The organism is Campylobacter sp. RM15925 (genome assembly GCF_012978775.1).
GTDB classification, from domain to species: Bacteria; Campylobacterota; Campylobacteria; order Campylobacterales; family Campylobacteraceae; genus Campylobacter_A; species Campylobacter_A canis.
In genome coordinates, this window is the sequence record NZ_LIWP01000010.1 from 16,254 (window position 1) to 33,117 (window position 16,864).

The 16,864-nt window shown below is 38.3% G+C and carries 20 protein-coding genes; 12 read left to right on the plus strand and 8 right to left on the minus strand.

Going from position 1 to position 16,864, the window contains the following annotated elements:
* Position 1: 1 nt before the first annotated feature.
* From CDOM15925_RS07015 to CDOM15925_RS07035, 5 genes are all read left to right on the plus strand, one after another.
* A complete protein-coding gene (locus CDOM15925_RS07015; RefSeq protein WP_169942489.1) occupies positions 2–592 on the plus strand; it encodes a DedA family protein in 591 nt (196 codons plus the stop codon).
* Positions 589–2,040, plus strand: a complete 1,452-nt coding sequence (locus CDOM15925_RS07020; protein WP_169942491.1) for a leucyl aminopeptidase — start codon at positions 589–591, stop codon at positions 2,038–2,040. The genes CDOM15925_RS07015 and CDOM15925_RS07020 overlap by 4 nt, the downstream gene beginning before the upstream one ends.
* A complete protein-coding gene (gene ychF, locus CDOM15925_RS07025) occupies positions 2,040–3,143 on the plus strand; it encodes a redox-regulated ATPase YchF (protein WP_169942493.1) in 1,104 nt (367 codons plus the stop codon). Before CDOM15925_RS07020 ends, ychF begins: the two co-directional genes overlap by 1 nt.
* A gap of 298 nt (positions 3,144–3,441) precedes the next feature.
* Entirely contained in the window at positions 3,442–4,014 is a 573-nt protein-coding gene (locus CDOM15925_RS07030) for an HI_0983 family protein (protein WP_169942495.1), read from the plus strand.
* 70 nt (positions 4,015–4,084) lie between these two features.
* On the plus strand, positions 4,085–4,822 hold the full coding sequence (locus CDOM15925_RS07035; RefSeq protein ID WP_169942498.1) for a DNA alkylation repair protein: 738 nt from the start codon (positions 4,085–4,087) through the stop codon (positions 4,820–4,822).
* 53 nt (positions 4,823–4,875) lie between these two features.
* On the opposite strand, the gene CDOM15925_RS07040 is transcribed toward CDOM15925_RS07035, so the two are convergent.
* From CDOM15925_RS07040 to CDOM15925_RS07050, 3 genes are read right to left on the minus strand one after another with little or no spacing between them, the layout of a single operon-like run.
* Positions 4,876–5,226, minus strand: coding sequence for a hypothetical protein (locus tag CDOM15925_RS07040; protein ID WP_169942500.1), 351 nt, complete (start codon positions 5,224–5,226; stop codon positions 4,876–4,878).
* 10 nt (positions 5,227–5,236) lie between these two features.
* Positions 5,237–6,037, minus strand: coding sequence for a phosphatidylserine decarboxylase (locus tag CDOM15925_RS07045; RefSeq protein ID WP_169942502.1), 801 nt, complete (start codon positions 6,035–6,037; stop codon positions 5,237–5,239).
* The gene (locus tag CDOM15925_RS07050; RefSeq protein WP_169942504.1) at positions 6,038–7,111 is read right to left on the minus strand and encodes a metallophosphoesterase; all 1,074 of its coding nucleotides are present in this window, start codon (positions 7,109–7,111) and stop codon (positions 6,038–6,040) included.
* 184 nt (positions 7,112–7,295) lie between these two features.
* On the opposite strand from CDOM15925_RS07050, the gene CDOM15925_RS07055 reads away from it, so the two are divergent.
* Positions 7,296–8,225: a hypothetical protein gene (locus CDOM15925_RS07055; RefSeq protein ID WP_169942506.1), complete on the plus strand. Its 930-nt coding sequence runs from the start codon at positions 7,296–7,298 to the stop codon at positions 8,223–8,225.
* 76 nt (positions 8,226–8,301) lie between these two features.
* Here the strand turns inward: CDOM15925_RS07055 and CDOM15925_RS07060 are convergent, their stop codons facing one another.
* The 4 genes from CDOM15925_RS07060 to mscL all read right to left on the minus strand — a co-directional run bounded on the left by CDOM15925_RS07060 (position 8,302) and on the right by mscL (position 11,450).
* On the minus strand, positions 8,302–9,648 hold the full coding sequence (locus CDOM15925_RS07060; RefSeq protein ID WP_169942508.1) for a multiheme c-type cytochrome: 1,347 nt from the start codon (positions 9,646–9,648) through the stop codon (positions 8,302–8,304).
* A 19-nt stretch (positions 9,649–9,667) separates the two neighbouring features.
* Positions 9,668–10,216 carry a cytochrome c3 family protein gene (locus CDOM15925_RS07065; RefSeq protein ID WP_169942510.1) on the minus strand — a complete coding sequence of 183 codons (549 nt, stop codon included), beginning with the start codon at positions 10,214–10,216 and terminating at the stop codon, positions 9,668–9,670.
* Between the two features lie 124 nt (positions 10,217–10,340).
* Positions 10,341–10,979 (minus strand): Crp/Fnr family transcriptional regulator, encoded by a 639-nt coding sequence (locus CDOM15925_RS07070; protein WP_169942512.1) that lies wholly within the window; start codon positions 10,977–10,979, stop codon positions 10,341–10,343.
* A gap of 69 nt (positions 10,980–11,048) precedes the next feature.
* Positions 11,049–11,450, minus strand: coding sequence for a large-conductance mechanosensitive channel protein MscL (mscL, locus tag CDOM15925_RS07075; protein ID WP_169942514.1), 402 nt, complete (start codon positions 11,448–11,450; stop codon positions 11,049–11,051).
* Between the two features lie 168 nt (positions 11,451–11,618).
* Between mscL and gltX the strand changes: the two genes are divergently transcribed.
* The 3 genes from gltX to CDOM15925_RS07090 are packed head-to-tail and all read left to right on the plus strand — an operon-like array spanning position 11,619 to position 14,831.
* A complete protein-coding gene (gltX, locus tag CDOM15925_RS07080) occupies positions 11,619–12,920 on the plus strand; it encodes a glutamate--tRNA ligase (protein ID WP_169942516.1) in 1,302 nt (433 codons plus the stop codon).
* Positions 12,917–13,210 (plus strand): YggT family protein, encoded by a 294-nt coding sequence (locus CDOM15925_RS07085; RefSeq protein WP_169942518.1) that lies wholly within the window; start codon positions 12,917–12,919, stop codon positions 13,208–13,210. Before gltX ends, CDOM15925_RS07085 begins: the two co-directional genes overlap by 4 nt.
* Positions 13,188–14,831: a lytic transglycosylase domain-containing protein gene (locus CDOM15925_RS07090; protein ID WP_169942520.1), complete on the plus strand. Its 1,644-nt coding sequence runs from the start codon at positions 13,188–13,190 to the stop codon at positions 14,829–14,831. Before CDOM15925_RS07085 ends, CDOM15925_RS07090 begins: the two co-directional genes overlap by 23 nt.
* Here the strand turns inward: CDOM15925_RS07090 and CDOM15925_RS07095 are convergent.
* Positions 14,749–15,225 (minus strand): hypothetical protein, encoded by a 477-nt coding sequence (locus tag CDOM15925_RS07095; protein WP_249934706.1) that lies wholly within the window; start codon positions 15,223–15,225, stop codon positions 14,749–14,751. The genes CDOM15925_RS07090 and CDOM15925_RS07095 overlap by 83 nt on opposite strands.
* 108 nt (positions 15,226–15,333) lie before the next feature.
* Between CDOM15925_RS07095 and mobB the strand changes: the two genes are divergently transcribed.
* From mobB to CDOM15925_RS07110, 3 genes are read left to right on the plus strand one after another with little or no spacing between them, the layout of a single operon-like run.
* Positions 15,334–15,813, plus strand: a complete 480-nt coding sequence (gene mobB, locus CDOM15925_RS07100) for a molybdopterin-guanine dinucleotide biosynthesis protein B (RefSeq protein ID WP_169942522.1) — start codon at positions 15,334–15,336, stop codon at positions 15,811–15,813.
* Entirely contained in the window at positions 15,813–16,664 is an 852-nt protein-coding gene (locus tag CDOM15925_RS07105) for a class 1 fructose-bisphosphatase (RefSeq protein ID WP_169942524.1), read from the plus strand. Before mobB ends, CDOM15925_RS07105 begins: the two co-directional genes overlap by 1 nt.
* Positions 16,657–16,860 (plus strand): hypothetical protein, encoded by a 204-nt coding sequence (locus tag CDOM15925_RS07110; RefSeq protein WP_169942526.1) that lies wholly within the window; start codon positions 16,657–16,659, stop codon positions 16,858–16,860. The genes CDOM15925_RS07105 and CDOM15925_RS07110 overlap by 8 nt, the downstream gene beginning before the upstream one ends.
* The last annotated feature ends 4 nt before the right edge of the window (positions 16,861–16,864 follow it).

The window sequence follows — 16,864 nt, forward strand, 5'->3', positions numbered from 1 at the left end:
AATGGAAGAATTCCTAATCGAACTTCTTGCCAAATACGGCTACATCGTGCTGTTTTTATGGTGCATGATGGAAGGTGAGATGGCTCTTATAATGGGCGGAATTCTGGCACACTCGGGACACATGGATCTGCCTCTAGCGATATTTATCGCGGGGCTTGGCGGTTTTGCAGGCGATCAAGTATATTTTTATCTAGGCAGATACAACAAAAGATACATAGCCAAAAAGCTGGCAAAGCAGCGGCGAAAATTCGCTATAGCGCACATCTTACTTAAAAGATACGGCTGGCCTATCATCTTCATACAACGCTATATGTACGGTTTTCGCGTTATCATTCCGATGAGCATAGGCATAACAAGATACAGCGCAAAAAAATACGCATTTATAAATTTGATAAGCGCGTGGTGCTGGGCGGCTATCACGATAATACCAGCTTGGTATCTGGGCGAGGAAATTTTAATCATGCTAAAGCACGCCAAAGAGCACTGGTATATAGCAATCCCTATCGTGCTTGGATTTTTGGGCACTCTGCTTTACGGATTTAAGAGGATTGAGGATAAAATTTTAAAAGAAAGAAAGGTAAGAAAAAAATGAAATTCAACATAATCAATAAACCTATCGACAAGATAAAGGCTGACTTGGAGCTGATTTTTGTCGTGGATAAAAATTTAAAGCATAAATTTATAAAAGACGACAAAAGCTTTAAATTTAGCAACTACAAAGGCGATAGCCCGCTACTTCTCATAGAAAATGCAAGACTTTATCTGCCGCTAGCCAAACTTGAATTTGAGGAATTTAGACTAGCTGCGGCAAAAGCTTATAACGCCATCAAAGGGCTAAACGTCAAAAAACTCAAGCTTGCAAGCTACCTTGGCGAATGCACCAAAATGAGCTTTCAAAGCTTGGTTGAAGGCTTTGTGCTTGGAGCTTACGAATTTAACAAATATAAAGAGAAAAAAGAAGCTTACACACTAGATGAGATCATCTTTAGCTCGGAGGAATTTAACGGCAAAGAAGTTGATATATCAAAAGCCCAACTTGGTATCAAGCACGGTCAGATAATGGCAAATGCGGCAAATTTCACCAAAGATATCGTAAATGAAATTCCTGAAATTTACACTCCGGTAAAAATGGCTGAAGATGCGCAAATTCTAGCTAAAAATTTAAAAAACGTAACATGCAAAATTTACGACGAAAAATTCCTAAAAAAAGAGAATATGAACGCATTTTTAGCCGTAAATCGCGCAAGCGTGCATCCTCCTCGCCTCATACATCTTGTCTATAAGCCAAAATCTCCTAAAAAGAAGATCGTATTTGTAGGCAAAGGCTTAACATACGATAGCGGTGGACTTAGCTTAAAGCCTGCTGATTATATGCTTACAATGAAAGCCGATAAAGGCGGAGCGGCGGCGGCGCTTGGTATCATTAAGGGAGCAAGCGAACTTGAGCTGCCTTTTGAAATTCACGCTGTTTGCGGAGCGACTGAAAACATGATAGGAGGAAACGCCTACAAACCTGATGATGTACTGATCTCACGCTCAGGAGTAAGCATAGAAGTAAGAAACACTGACGCAGAAGGTCGTTTGGTGCTTGCTGACTGCCTAAGCTGGGCGCAAGAGCTAAAACCTGATATCTTAATCGATATGGCGACACTTACGGGTGCTTGCGTAGTGGGTCTTGGCGAATACACCATAGGGCTTATGGGAAATAACGAGGAGCTAAAGAGCGAGCTTAAGGCAAAAAGCGCAAAAAGCGGTGAATTTGCTTCTGTTTTAGAATTTAACCGCTTTTTAAAAGAGCTTGTAAAAAGCCAGATAGCAGACGTTAGCAACACCGCTTCAAGCAGATACGGCGGAGCCATCACGGCCGGCATATTCCTTGATAAATTCATAAAAGAAGAGTTTAAAGATAAATGGATTCATCAAGATATCGCAGGTCCTGCATATACCGAAAAAGCGTGGGGATACAACCAATCAGGCGCAACGGGTGCGGGCGTAAGAATGAATCTATATTATCTTAACGCACTTGCAAAGGAGCTGTAATGGGTCTTGGAGTAGGTATCGTAGGACTTCCGAACGTCGGCAAATCAACTACTTTTAACGCTCTTACAAAGGCGCAAAACGCAGAGAGCGCAAACTACCCGTTTTGTACGATCGAGCCAAACAAGGCCGTCGTGCCAGTGCCTGATAAGAGATTAAACGAGCTAGCTAAAATCGTAAATCCAAATAAAATTCAGTATTCTACTATAGATTTTGTCGATATCGCGGGACTTGTTAAAGGTGCAAGCTCGGGAGAAGGACTTGGAAATAAATTTCTTTCAAACATCCGCGAAACCGAGGTCATACTTCATATCGTGCGCTGCTTTGAGGATGAAAATATCACTCACGTAGAAGGCGGCGTAGATCCGGTACGAGATGTAGAAATCATAGAAACCGAGCTAATCCTAGCCGATATCGAGCAGCTAAACAAAAAAATCGAACGCCTGAATAAAGATGCAAAAGCCAATCAAAAAGGCGCAAAAGAAGCGCTTGAAATAGCAACCAAGCTTTTAGCCCATCTAAATGAGGGCAAGAGCGCAAGTAGCTTTGAAGAAAGAGAAGAAGAGGCGTTTATATCCCTAAATAAAGAGCTAAGACTACTTAGCGCAAAAGAAGTAATATATGGCGCAAATGTCGACGAGGAAGGCATAAGCGAAGATAATGAGTATGTAAACAAACTTCGTGAATTTGCCGCTCGTTCAGGGCACGAAGTAATAAAACTATGTGCCAAGATAGAAGAGGAGCTTGTGGGGCTAAGCGATGAAGAAGCGCATGAGTTCTTAAGCTCGCTTGGCGCAAACGAAAGCGGTCTTGAAAAGATCATTCGCACCGCTTTTGCTAAACTAAATTTGATAAGCTATTTTACTGCAGGCGTTGTCGAGGTGCGAGCATGGACTATCACAAAAGGCTGGAAAGCTCCAAAAGCCGCAAGTGTGATCCATAACGACTTTGAGCGAGGCTTTATCAGAGCAGAGGTAATCAGCTACGATGACTACATAGCTTGCAACGGCGAAACAGGTGCAAAAGAAGCCGGCAAAATGCGTCTTGAAGGCAAAGAGTATATCGTGCAAGACGGCGATGTAATGCACTTTAGGTTTAATGTCTAACGACAAAAGTGGTAAATTTTAATAAAGCTGGTCGAGGCTATTTAAATACGCCTTGGCTAGCTTTTATGATTTTTGCTGCATTGTTTTACTTGGATAATCAAATTTAATCATAAATTAAACTTTTAAAAACGATTATTTTGTTTGCTTCAATATCATTTTCCTGTCCTTAGTATTGTATCTTCATTTGAATTTTAACAAATCCTGCTCGTAGTGCTTTAGCATAGACTCAACTTCGCAATTTATCTGATATAATTGGCCTTTGCTAATTTAAATTTTACAAACACAAAAAGGAAATTTTATGAAAACAAAAAGTATCTTTGCTCTAAGTTGCGCTGTTATTGCGCTATTTTTTACAGGCTGTAAAGAATCTACGTCATATACTATTCAGCCTCCTATGAGCGATCTTGAACTGATAAATTTGCCTAAAAATATTGAATTATACGGATCAAATTTTACGCTTAAAGGGCAAAATTTAAGAACAGCGGAATTTTATCTTGAAAACGAACAAAACTTCGGCTGGAGCAAACTAATTAGCGTAAGCTTAGATAGCAAAGCTGAAATCAAAGCATATAAAAAGATTTTTGAAAACACTCTAAAAAGTGGGCAGTTTGGCAAGACAAAATTTGAGTTTAAAGATATCTCTGATAAAGAATATCAAGGATATACGATCTACTATCCCGTAAAAGGAGATAAGAATTTTGATAACTATGAGATAAATTTAATCCAAACCAAAAAGCTTGATTGCGGACTTGTAGCTACGCATTATGCGGTTAAATTTAGTAGTGATACGAACGAAAGAGTTATTACAAATTTTATAGATCAAAAACTAAGCGCGATTAAAACTGATTTTCCAAATATAACTTGTAAATAATCCAAATCAAATCCGTCGTTTATATGCTTTGACGGATTTGGGTTTTAGTCTAATCTTAAAAAGGAATTTAATGAGTGATTATAGTTTAGCGCAACATTTTGGCGTGAATTTAGCAGAGCTTTTATCAGGCAAGATCAAAGCCGTTTATCCAAAATTTGACAAGCAAAAATATATAAAAAATATAGCAAGCAAGGTTCATGACCTAGCATATTCAGACAGGATAGAGCTTCACGCAAGAGAACTTAACTCGGCGCTAAATTTGGACTACAAAAACCAAATAGAAATTTTAACAAGCGTTTTAGGCGAAGAAAATCCAAACGAAACAGGCATGTTTAAGCAGTATTACTGGGTGTTGCCTATGGGCAAATTTGTTGAAATTTATGGCATTAACGACTTTAAAACCTCTATAGAGGCGATTTCTGAGATAACCAAGCGAAATACGGGTGAATACGCGATAAGAGTTTTTATAAGAAAATATCCCAAGGAGACTCTAGAAGTCATGAAAGAGTGGGCTAAATCGGAAAATTTTCACCTTCGCAGACTTGCATCTGAGGGCTTGCGTCCAAAGCTTCCTTGGGCGAGCAAGCTTGAAAATTTCATAGACAATCCTTCGCCAGTATTTGCAATTTTAGAAATTCTAAAAGAGGACGAGATAAAATTCGTGAAAAGATCGGTGGCAAACAATATCGCTGACTACCTAAAGGTAAATTTCAATGCCGCTAAAGAGCTACTGCTTGATTGGAGCAAATCACCAAATCAAAACACGCAGTGGATAGTAAAACATGCCACAAGAAAAATTAAAATTTAACTATTGAGCCAAATCGTCCGATAAATTTGGCTCAAAATAAATTTTTAAGCTAACTATCCAAAAAATAGTTTAACTAAAATCCCGCCTACTAGGGCTCCGATAGCAAAGGCACAGGCAAGATTTATCTTGTGCTTTTTATTGATGCCTTCTGATTGTTTTTCATAGTGCTTTTTAACCCCTTCAAAGGTTAAGCTAAGTATCTTTTCGTTCATTTGATTTAGCCCCTGCGCAAACTCCCTAACCTGCTCTTCGTTTACGTATCGCATAGTTTTTACGGTAGTGCTTGCAAGTCGCTCGAAATCCTGCGAATTCTCCCAAATTTCAACAACGGTGTTGTTTTCTATATGCTCTTTAAGCTCAAGCGTCTCTTTGAGCTCCGAATTTTCCACAAGTTGCGTTCCCATCGCGATCTCCTTATTTGATTAACCCTATAGATTCGCCGAATTTCAGTGTCTTGCCTTCAAAAAGATTATGCTCTAACGCACCATCTTCGGCTATCATCACAATAGTTGATCCAAGCTCGAAGTAGCCGAGCAAGTCGCCCTTATTAACCCGTAAATTTTCATACTCGTAGCTTTGTATGAAAGAAGCCGTAGCGTTTGTCTGGATTCGCTCGTCAAAAATAAATTTCATCTTGCCAACATTTAAAGCGCCCACAAATACCAGCCAAAGTATCTTACCCTCGCCTATTTTGCACTTTAGAACCACACGCTCGTTTTTGACATACAAATTTTCAACCTCTTTAAGAGCCTTTATGCTTACGCTATAAAGATCTCCAGGGATATAAAGAGCGCTTAAAATTTGCATATCGCTTGGCGAGTGATAGCGATGGTAGTCGCGCGGAGAGAGGTAGATATTGATATAATCAAATTCGCTTGATTTGAATTTATCTTCAAGAGTCGAGCCTAAAAGTTCGGCGATATCATACTCGCGTCCTTTTATGCTTAAAGCCTTTTGCGCGTTGCTTTTTCCACACTCAAGGCAAAGTCCGTCGCTTGGACTGATAAGAACCTCTTTGGCTTCATCAAATTTTCTCATTATCAAAAGCTCTCTTGTAAAAAGCGCGGTTAGACTGTCATAATCTTGAGGTCTTTTAAATTCGCTCATGTCGATTTTAAAATATTTGACGTAGTTTGAATTTATAAAATCTTGCATAAATTTAGGAAATGCGGTTCCTGCAATTTTGCCGAAAATTTGAGAAATCTTCTTTCTCATCTACTCTCCTTTAAGCTCCAACAAAGAAATTTCACTAGGCGCAAGCACTCTTACGGGAGGCCCCCAAAATCCAGCGCCCCTGCTTACATACACTTGCATTTTATCATTTACTTGATAAAGTCCCGCTAAATACTTCTGATCAAGCTTTACAAGAAGCGAAAATGGGAAAATTTGTCCTCCGTGAGTGTGTCCGCACAAAACCAAATCCACATCTTTATGCATATATTTGATAAATTTAGGCTGATGTACAAGCAAAACGGTCGGCGAATTCTTATCTGTATTTTTAAGAGCGGCTTCTAAATCGGGCTCATAAAATTTATATCTATAGCCGATGAGATCATAAACTCCGGCTAAATTTATACCGCCTATACTCACACTTTCATTGCCTAAAATTTGAATACCGATCTTTTTAATCTCTTTTAGCGTTCCTTCAATACCGTTATAATACTCATGATTTCCCGGTGCATAAAATGTCCCGTAGCGAGATTTAAACTCGGCAAAAGGAGCTATATACTCGCCAAGTTTGCTTGGAGGAAGATCAGCTATATCTCCTACTATAACGACCGCATCGGCATTTAGTAAATTTATACGCTCAACCAAAGCCTTGGCAAAAGGAACTCCTAAGAAATCTCCCAAATGAATATCGGTTATCATTGCTATCCTAAGAGGGCTTTTAAGCCCCTTAAGCACGATACTTTGGCGTTTTACTTCAGGGACGTGCGAAGCGTTATACATACCTTTAAAAAAGTAGCTAAATGCAAGAATTAATATCGTAACATCAAGATAAAATCTTAAAAATTTACGCCTACTTTCGCTAAAAACACGCTTCGTAACCGGTCTAAAGGCGACTATAATCAAATTTGAAAAGAGAACAAACGAAAATAGTATAAAGCTAAGTGCAAGCATAAGCGAAAAAGCAAGTCTAAATTCCGCATTTAAAAAGTTAAACCTAAGCGAAAAAGCAAGCAACACACCGCCCATAGCAAGAGTCGCAAAAAACACGCCAAGCAAGAATTTGTGCAGACCTCGGCCCTCAGTTTTAGCAAACAGCCCTCTATAGGCAACAAAATTCATAAAAATTATAATAAGTGAAGAAATTACATAAAACATCGCATAAATTTATCCAAAATTATTAAATATCTATCACAAAACGACGAAATACCAAATAAAACAGTCAAATTTAGCAAAATCTAATTTATTAAACACAATCAAATCAAGTGATATAATAAAAAACATAAATATATAAAGGACGCAAATTTTGAAAAAATTTTATTTTATAAATGTGGTTTTATTGTTTTTGGCATTAAATTTTATTCAGGCAAGCAACTTTGAGCAGATAAATACACAGACACAAACCGACTCAAAGCGAAATTTTAAAAACACTTTTTTATATGGAGTTACCATAGATGATAGCTGGTATGACGCAGTCAAGTTATCAGGCATCATAAATACTCTAAAAAGCATGCCAAGTAGACCTGTGGTAAGGATAGTCATGTCAAAAGATACTCATCCTTCAGACTATGTCCAAATGTTTAAAAAGATAAATGAAGTCGCTTACATAATGGCAACGCCCGTTGATTCGTATGAAATGAAATCATATAAAGACATTAAAAGCTATAAAAAACGCTTTGAGGATTCTTATAACAACTTAGCACCTTACGTTAAAATTTGGGAGGTTGCAAACGAAATAAACGGCGAAGGCTGGCTAGGAGATGATCTGAATTTGATAGTTGATAAAATGAACGCGGCTTATGAATTTATACTGAGCAAAAACGCTTTAAGCGCATTAACGCTTTATTATACGCCGCCAAATTTTCAAAAGATCAAGATGCTGGATTGGGTAGAAAGATATGCCAGCAACAATATAAAACAAAATATAGACTATGTTTTTGTAAGCTACTACGAAGATGATAATGGCGGTTTTTTGCCTGATTGGAAAAATATTTTTGATGAGCTGCAAGTAAAATTTCCAAACTCAAAATTAGGCATAGGAGAATGCGGAAATGTAAGCAAGGATGCAAACAAAACAAGCAAGGTTAATATGGCTAAAAGATACTACAATATGCCGAAATTTAATGAAAATTTTATCGGCGGATATTTTTGGTGGTATTTTGTTCAAGATTGCGTGATGGATAAAAACGATGAGCTTTTGTTTGAAATTCATAAAGCCATGAGAGCTAAAAAATAGTGAAATTTAAAAAGATTATTTGAAAAGTAAATTTTAAAATGGGCGAGAAAGCTCCCGCCCGTTTAATTTGAAACAATTACTCTATCGTTCCGCTTTTTAGTCTCTTATCATAGATCTCTTGAAGTTTTCTGATATCGTCTTTCACTTCAAAAACTCCATGCCAGTGAGCATAATCAGGTCCGTTCATCAAAGCGCCCTGTCTCATACGGCGACCCTCGTGATGCCATAAGTGGTAGTAAATTCTTTGGAATTCATCCGCCCAAGGATCTTCTTTAAGAAGTTTTTTGGCTTTAAGATCATCAAGCATAGCTTTAGCATCTTTGTGATAATCGTTATAAAGCATTACGTGCTTATCGGCCATCTCAAAGAAGTTATCAGTATGCAATGATACGTGGCACTCTTTACAAACCATCTTCATCTCTTTTCTAGCGGCTTCCGGGCCATCTACGTGACCTGCCAAAGGTGTGCCTATATTTAGTTTGCCCGTTTTTTGATACTCGCTTACCGCCGTGTCGTTACCGCCTGTTCTTAGCTCGCTATGAGGCGCCCAAAGATTCCATTTAAGGCGTCTTGAAACGTTGTGAGTAGTTTGCAACTCGCCAACTCCGCTCATATGGCAAGTCGCGCAAGTCGGCGCTCTATAATCAGGAACCGCCCAAGTATCAGGAGCGCTGTCGAAATTCCAAGTATGACCTTCTGAGTTAAAGATATGTCCGTGCATTGAGTTGTTGTAAATTTCTATATCCGGATGATCAGGTCCAAGGTGGCAAGATGCACAGGCTGCAGGTTTTCTAGCCTCGCTTATAGCAAATTTATGCCCGCTGTGGCATGATTTACATCCGCCGATTCCACCGTCAGGATATAGGTTTCCTATACCGTAGTTTGGCCATGTCTCTTTAGTCGGGCGATTATCGCCGTCCATCTTAATGATAGAGCCGTGGCACTGCATACAGCCTGTCGAATCAGGAGAAATTTGCAAATCAGGATGACCTCTACCTTCAAAGTGATACATCAGATCAAGCATGCCCTTTTTAGCATACACCTGAATACCGCCTCTTGCGTGACCGCTCTCGTTAAATTCCTTAACTTCATTGGCATGACACTTCTCACAGGTTTTTGGGCTTACCAAAACCGACACGTGATTATCGCTATCTTTTGGATGCACTTTTTTACCCACCATAGGACTATCGGCCGGATGCGAGTGACAATCCGTACAGCTTACTCCGACATGCGCGTGACGGCTATTTTTCCAATCAGCAACGATGCCGGGAGTCTCTTTTGCGTGGCACTCAACGCAGCTTTTAGCAAGCGGAGTTAAATTGCGATTGACTTTTAAGTTTTTCACAAGATTTGCATCCGAAATGCTTTCTGCAAATGCGAACGAAAAAAGACAGGTTAATAATACAACAACTTTTTTCAACATTGTTCCTCCTTTATAGGTTTTATTTATTGTTTGCATTTATATTGTCCCAGTATTTAGTAATCTCAATGCCCATATTTTTGTGTCCCACGTTGTTGTGGCACTGAACACAGGTTTTATTTATATGACCTGCGAAATAATCCCTATGAGCAAGCCAAGCTTTATCGACTTGATTATTAGCTTCTTTTAAATTCGAATGACAGGTCATGCACCCGCTGTCGTAAGTAAATTTATAAGCGTGATCTCGCTTTTTATGCCAATCAATCTTACTTACATCGGTAAATACGGTTTTATACCCGTCATTTATAGAAACTTTTGCCTTCGTCCATAGATACATTAAGGTATTATCATGCGAAAGATGACAGGCTGAGCACTCGGCTTTGACGCCAAGTTTGTTGTTGCCTCCGTGAACGTCGTTTTTATATGCCGTTACCATAGGATTCATAGTATGACACATAGTGCAGAATTTATCGCTTCCGGTATAATGAAGCATATCAGCAATACCGATTGATGATATTAAACCTATAAATATGCCAAGTGCAACCGACCAAACAAAAAACTTCTTTTTCATACGGATCCTTCTTGTAACATTTTATTTTCTTTAAATATTATAATAAAATATTTAAATTATTAGACCTAAGCCGGAATTAAAAATTATTGACGAAAATCAATTAATCTTAATTTGATATTAAATATTAGTTATCAAAAAAATCTTTAAGTTTATCTTCGGAAATACTGATGATTTTGTTATTTGAGTCCAAATTTACAAGCTCTTGGGCTTTAAATTTAGCAAGTATTCTTGAGAAAGTTTCAGGAGTTATGTTTAAAATAGAAGCTATCTTGATGTGTTTTAAGGCATTAAAAAGATCAGAGTGATTTACTAAAAATTTAGCCACCTTTGCCTCCGAGCTTAAAACAAGCTCTTGGTGGATAAGATCACTTGCGATTTTTAGTTTCTGAGATAGAGATTTTATGATGCCGACTGAAATTTTAGGATTGGATAAAAATTCTTTGTAAAATTTATCATAATCTATCTTTAGCACTTCGCCGGAAGATACAAATATCGCCGTAGCTGGAAATTTGATATTTTCAAAATTCGCAAGCTCGGCGACAAAGGTCATGCCGTTTAGCTGATGAAGGAAAATTTCCTTTCCCTTAGGTCCGATTTTATAAAGTTTCAGCGAACCTTTTATCATGAGATGAAGCCACTTTGACTCCTCTCCCTCCATAAATAAAAACTCGCCTTTTTTATATTTTTTAACTATGCTTATATCTTCAAGCCTTTTAAGTTCGCTTTCATTTAGCTCGTTAAAAAATCCTATTTGCCTAAGCATTCCATTATCCGCTGTTGTTTTGGCTGTATTAAAATTTTCATGAAGGAGAGCTCCTTCATGAAATTAATTTTATTTTCTAAGAAGATCTCTAATCTCAGTTAGCAATACTATATCTTCGCTTGGAGCGGCAGGTGCTGCAGGAGCAGGCTCTTCTTTTGGTTTTTTAAGTGAATTTATAGCCTTGATAACACAAAAAATACAAAATGCGATTATTAAAAAATCAACCGTAGTTTGAATAAACGAACCGTAATTAACCGTTACGGCAGGCGCTTCGCCGGCAGCTTCTTTAAGTACAAATTTAAGATCGGTAAAATTTACTCCTCCGGTCAAAACTCCAACGATAGGCATGATCACGTCACCAACCAATGATGAAACAATCTTACCGAAAGCCCCGCCGATAACGACACCCACAGCCATATCAAGCACGTTACCGCGCATCGCAAATTCTTTGAATTCCTTAACGAAACTCATTTAGTACTCCTTGTGATTAAATTTTATTAGATATAAAATTCGATTTAGTTTTAAGACGCTAAATGAAAATCAAACTAAATATTGCGTTATTATAAACAATTTTGTTTAACACATTATTTACATACAAAATGCTATAATCAAGCCCAAATCAACTTAAGGAAATGCTCAATGTATCGTTTTGCACCCTCTCCTACAGGAGATATGCATCTTGGAAATTTGCGCGTAGCTATATTAAATTATCTTTGCTCTTTACAAGATAAAAGTGGCTTTATAGTGCGCATAGAAGATACCGATAAAGAAAGAAATATAGAAGGAAAAGACCAAGAAATTTTAGAAATTTTAACTAAATTCGGCATCAAATGGGACCAACTCTACTATCAAAGCGAAAATTTAAAATTCCACCGCCAGCTTGCTTCAAAACTAATGATAGATAAGCGAGCGTTTGCCTGCTTTTGCACCGAAAGCGAACTGGAGGCAAAAAAAGAAAACGCTAAAGCCAAAGGCATAGCATATCGCTATGACGGTACTTGCGAAAAGATGAGTGATGAAGAGGTTTTAGCCTGCGAAAAGCCTTTTGTAATCCGTATGAAAAAGCCAAAAGAAACGATGAAATTTACAGACGCTATCAAAGGCGAAGTAAGCTTTGAGCCTGAAAATGTCGATAGCTTTGTCATCATGCGTGCGGATAAAACCCCCACTTACAACTTCGCCTGTGCAACCGACGATATGCTTGAGGGCGTTACTTTCGTTATACGCGGAGAGGATCACGTAAGCAACACGCCTAAGCAAGAGCTTATCAGAGAAGGGCTTGATTACACGAGTAAAATTCGCTATGCACATCTGCCTATCATCTTAAATATAGAGGGCAAAAAGATGAGCAAGCGTGAGAACGAAAGTAGCGTAAAGTGGCTGCTTTCTAAAGGATTTATGCCGGAAGCCATAGCAAACTACATCATATCGCTTGGCTATAAAGCTCCTGTGGAAATTTTTACTATAAATGACGCCGCACAGTGGTTTGACATCTCTAAAGTCTCGCCAAGTCCTGCGAAATTTGATATAAAAATGCTTGAACATATAAACAGAGAACATATCAAACTAGCTAGCAGCGAGCGACTTGCCACACTTAGCGGATTGGATGAAAATTTAGCGGATCTAATCAAATTTTACACCCAAGAGGCAAGCTTGCTAAACGAGATCAAGCAAAAGATAGAGGCGATATTTGCGCCAAAAAATATTCCTGATGAATTTAAAAGCGAGTGTGAAATCATAAAAAGCGCTGTAAATTCAATGAATTTAGATGAATTTCAAAGCTTTGACGAGTTTAAAAAGGCTTTAATGAGCTCTACAAATTTAAAAGGCAAAAGCTTTTTCATGCCGCTTAGAATTTTGCTTACAAACGAACAGCACGGACCTGAGCTTAGCGAGCTATTTCCGCTCATCAAAGGCAATTTAAAGGAAATTTTAAAATGATTTTATCAACTCTCATCTCGGCCATAGCAAGCATTTTACAGATGGTTGTCCAAATTTATGTTTGGGTCATCATCATCTCAGCTATCGTTAGCTGGGTAAGACCCGATCCTTACAATCCTATAGTCCAGCTACTTTATCGCTTAACCGAGCCCGTATACGCGCTTATAAGGCGCTTTGTGCCGACCGTATTTGGGGGCATAGATCTAGCGCCCATCATCGTGCTTTTGGCTCTTAAATTTATAGAACTATTTTTCATAAGGCTACTCTTTGAATTTGCTGCTTCGCTTTAGTCTTACCTTGGCCGCATTGAGCGCATTTGCTTTTGGCGGAGTAAAAGATTTTGAAGAGATAAAGGATAAGCCAAAGGGTTTGGCGAAAGATTACTATATATATCGATTAATCAGCGAAGGCAATTACACTAAAAAGCAAGTTGAAATTTTAAACGAAGATATTTTTAGGCGCTCCCCTACGATGCTAAAAGTGCTTGATACTATCATAAAGCCTAAAAAAGTCGCTTCAAACTGCGATAGCGTAAACGCCACAAACATAATGGACGCAAATTTAACCTGCCAAAGAACTCTGCTTAAAGTGCCTTTCATGATGAAGATAAAACAGGCCCAGAGGGCGCTTCTAGCCGATAAATTTGATGATATAGATAAAAACGTCGCAAGAAGACTAAGAGCGCTTAACGCTAAAAATGCCGCTTTAAAATTTGCCGACCAAAACGACACGGACGCGTTTATAGCACTATTTAACTCAAGCAGTCAAAAAGACAAAGAGAAATTTAACGTCAAATTTGAGCCTCATTTTATGAATTTGCTTTCAAACCAAAAATCATTTCAAAAGATCGCAAGTAGTCTTGTGATAGATAAAAAAATGGCTAAATTTAGAGAAAATTTCTTAAATATCGATGCTAACGCTTCAACCCAGCAGCACTCTTATATGCTAGGGCTTAACGCCATCTTGCTTGATTCACCACATATCGCGCTTAAATTTTTTAAACAAGCCGAAGAGAGCTTTCAAAACCAAGGCGCAAAGGATGCTGCAATCTTTTGGCAATACCTCATAACTAAAAATCAAATTTTACTTGAAAAGCTAAACAAAAGCAGCGACATAAACATCTACACTTTATACGCAAACGAACTAACGGGCAAAGAAATTCCAAAAGTTTTTTCGCCGACACCTACTAAGCAAAAGCTCGAAGACTACGACATCAAAGATCCGTTTTTATGGCAAAAAACCTTTGCTATCGTAAAAGAGGTAAATGCTACTAAAGCTCTTGAATTCGCAGAGCTTTTCAACACCAAAGAAACACTTGGGCAGCACGCTTACTTCATGGAAAAAGCAAGCGGATATAAAGATCACTACTTTGTCATGCCGTTTTTAGAAGAGCTTGAGGATATAAATGCGACCAGAAAGGCTACGATTTATGCTATCGGAAGGCAAGAAAGCAGGTTTATCCCATCTGTAATATCGACATCTTACGCACTTGGGATGATGCAGTTTATGCCCTTTCTTGCAAATCACATCGGCAAAAAAGAGCTTATGATAGAGGGCTTTGATCAAGACGATATGTTTGATCCAAGAGTTGCTTTAAAATTTGCAGATCACCACTTAAACTATCTTGAAAAATTCTTGCACCATCCGCTCTTTATAGCTTATGCATATAACGGCGGTATCGGCTTTACCAAGCGCATGCTTGAGCGCGGAGATCTATTTAACGAAGGAAAATTTGAGCCGTTTTTATCGCTTGAGCTTGTGCCATATGCCGAAAGCAGGCACTATGGCAAAAAAGTGCTTGCAAACTACGTTATATACTCGCACTTGCTTAATTCCAGTACATCGATTTTGAAACTTTTTGAAACTCTAAGCTCACCTGATTTGACGGATAAATTTCGAAAGAAAGATTAAGTCTATCCGAACTCTTTTCAGGTGCGCTTACTTCGATATATTTGCCCCACGGCATTTGAAATGTGATGAGCTTTAAAAGCTCGTCATTTTCGTCTAAAATTCTAGTTTTAATGCCGCTCATGTCGTTATTTAGACTAAAACTTTTTAAATTTACGTCAGCATCTTTTGGGTGGATGGCGATTATAAATTTCTCATCTTTGTCTTCTTTTATAAGCTCGCTATGAACGGGGTTTAGATAAGTTCCTAAAATCAAAATTTTAAAATCTTGTTTGATTATTTCACTCTTGCTCGTATAAGCCAAAAGCTCGTTTTTAAGAGGTTCGTGAATGACAATTTTATTAGAACACCCTAAAAAAGCCGTCATAAGAGCTAAGCATATCAGTAAATTTTTCATAATAATACCTTGAAATTTTTTCTTATTTTATCTTTAATTTGGGTAATTTTTGCTTTAAGAAAGCCTAAATTTGTTATAATCTTACGAAAATTTAGAAGTTGGAACTAGATGAAAAGATTGGCAATGGCGTTTTCAGGACCCTCAAATAGCGGCAAAACTACGCTTATATTAAAGGTGGGGCAAAAATTTATAAAAGACGGACTAAAGGTAGTTATCGTTAAGCACGATCCGGGCGACAAGGCTCGCTTTGACGTAGAGGGCAAAGATAGCTATAGATTTAGCGAGATAGGTGCGGATGTGGTTGTGCTAAGCCCCACGCGCACGACATACTTTTCAAAAGAGCAAAAGAGTCTTGATGAAGTAGTGTCTATGGTGGGCGAATTTGACCTATTGTTAGTAGAAGGGCTTAAAACCCTGCCGCTTCCTAGGCTAAGCGTGTTTAAAGACGAGATAAACGCTGAGTATATCGGGTTTTCAAACGCTATTGCAAGCTATAAAAAAGAGTGTGAATTTGATATTTTAAATATGAATTTAGACGATATAGACACTATTTGTGAGTGGATTTTACAAAACGCAAAGGCTTTATAATGGAAAGAATTTTTGAAACGATTAAACAAATCGCCGTTAAGATTGCGGAAGAGATAAAATTTGCCGATCTTGGCTACACTGATCATGCAAACGCTACGGGAGACACCCAGCTTAAGCTTGATGTGCTAAGTGATGAGATCATCACGCGCGAATTTGCAAATTTAGAGTGCGTAAAAGCGCTAGTTAGCGAGGAAAAGGACGAAATTTTAGCGCTTAACGAAAATGCAAAATTCATCGTAGCATATGATCCGCTTGACGGCTCAAGCTTGGTTGATGTAAATTTTGCTATAGGCTCTATATTTGGCATATACGAAAACGAACTAAAGCCTGAAAATTTAGTAGCTTCTGCATATAGCGTCTATGGGCCGCGCCTTGAGCTGGTTATCTGCACGGATAAGCCAAAGCTTTATAGACTTAACAAAGAGGGCAAATTTCAATTTATCAAAGATTTGCAACTAAAAGAAAAAGGCAAGCTAAACGCCACGGGCGCTACGCAAAAAGGCTGGAGCGATACGCACGCTAAATTTATAAGAGAGCTTTTTGAGCGAGGGTATCGCTTAAGATATTCAGGCGCAATGGTAAGCGACTTGCATCAAATTTTGCTAAAAGGCGGCGGACTTTTTAGCTACCCGGCTACCATCGATGCGCCAAACGGCAAGCTTAGAGTGCTTTTTGAAGTGCTGCCTTTTGCCTTTATCTATGAGCGCGCAGGCGGAGCTACGAGTGACGGCTACTCTGCAAGTCTTTTTGATATAAAGATAGAAAAAATCCACCAAACCACACCATGCTTCTTTGGCTCAAAAGAGGAGATAAAGACGCTACACGAATTTTACGGAAGCAAAAATGGCTGACGAGCTTAAGCAAAAAGACAAATTCGAGCTTGAACTTGATAACCAAATAGACATATTAAAGTCATGCCAATCTCAAAAAAACCTAACAAGCTGTTTTGCCTGCGAAAATTTATTCGAATGCGAAATTCGTAAAAATTATGTTGATGCCGTCTATAATTCGATGTCTAAAGGCAGCACCGGCGGATTTGATTTTTAATAAG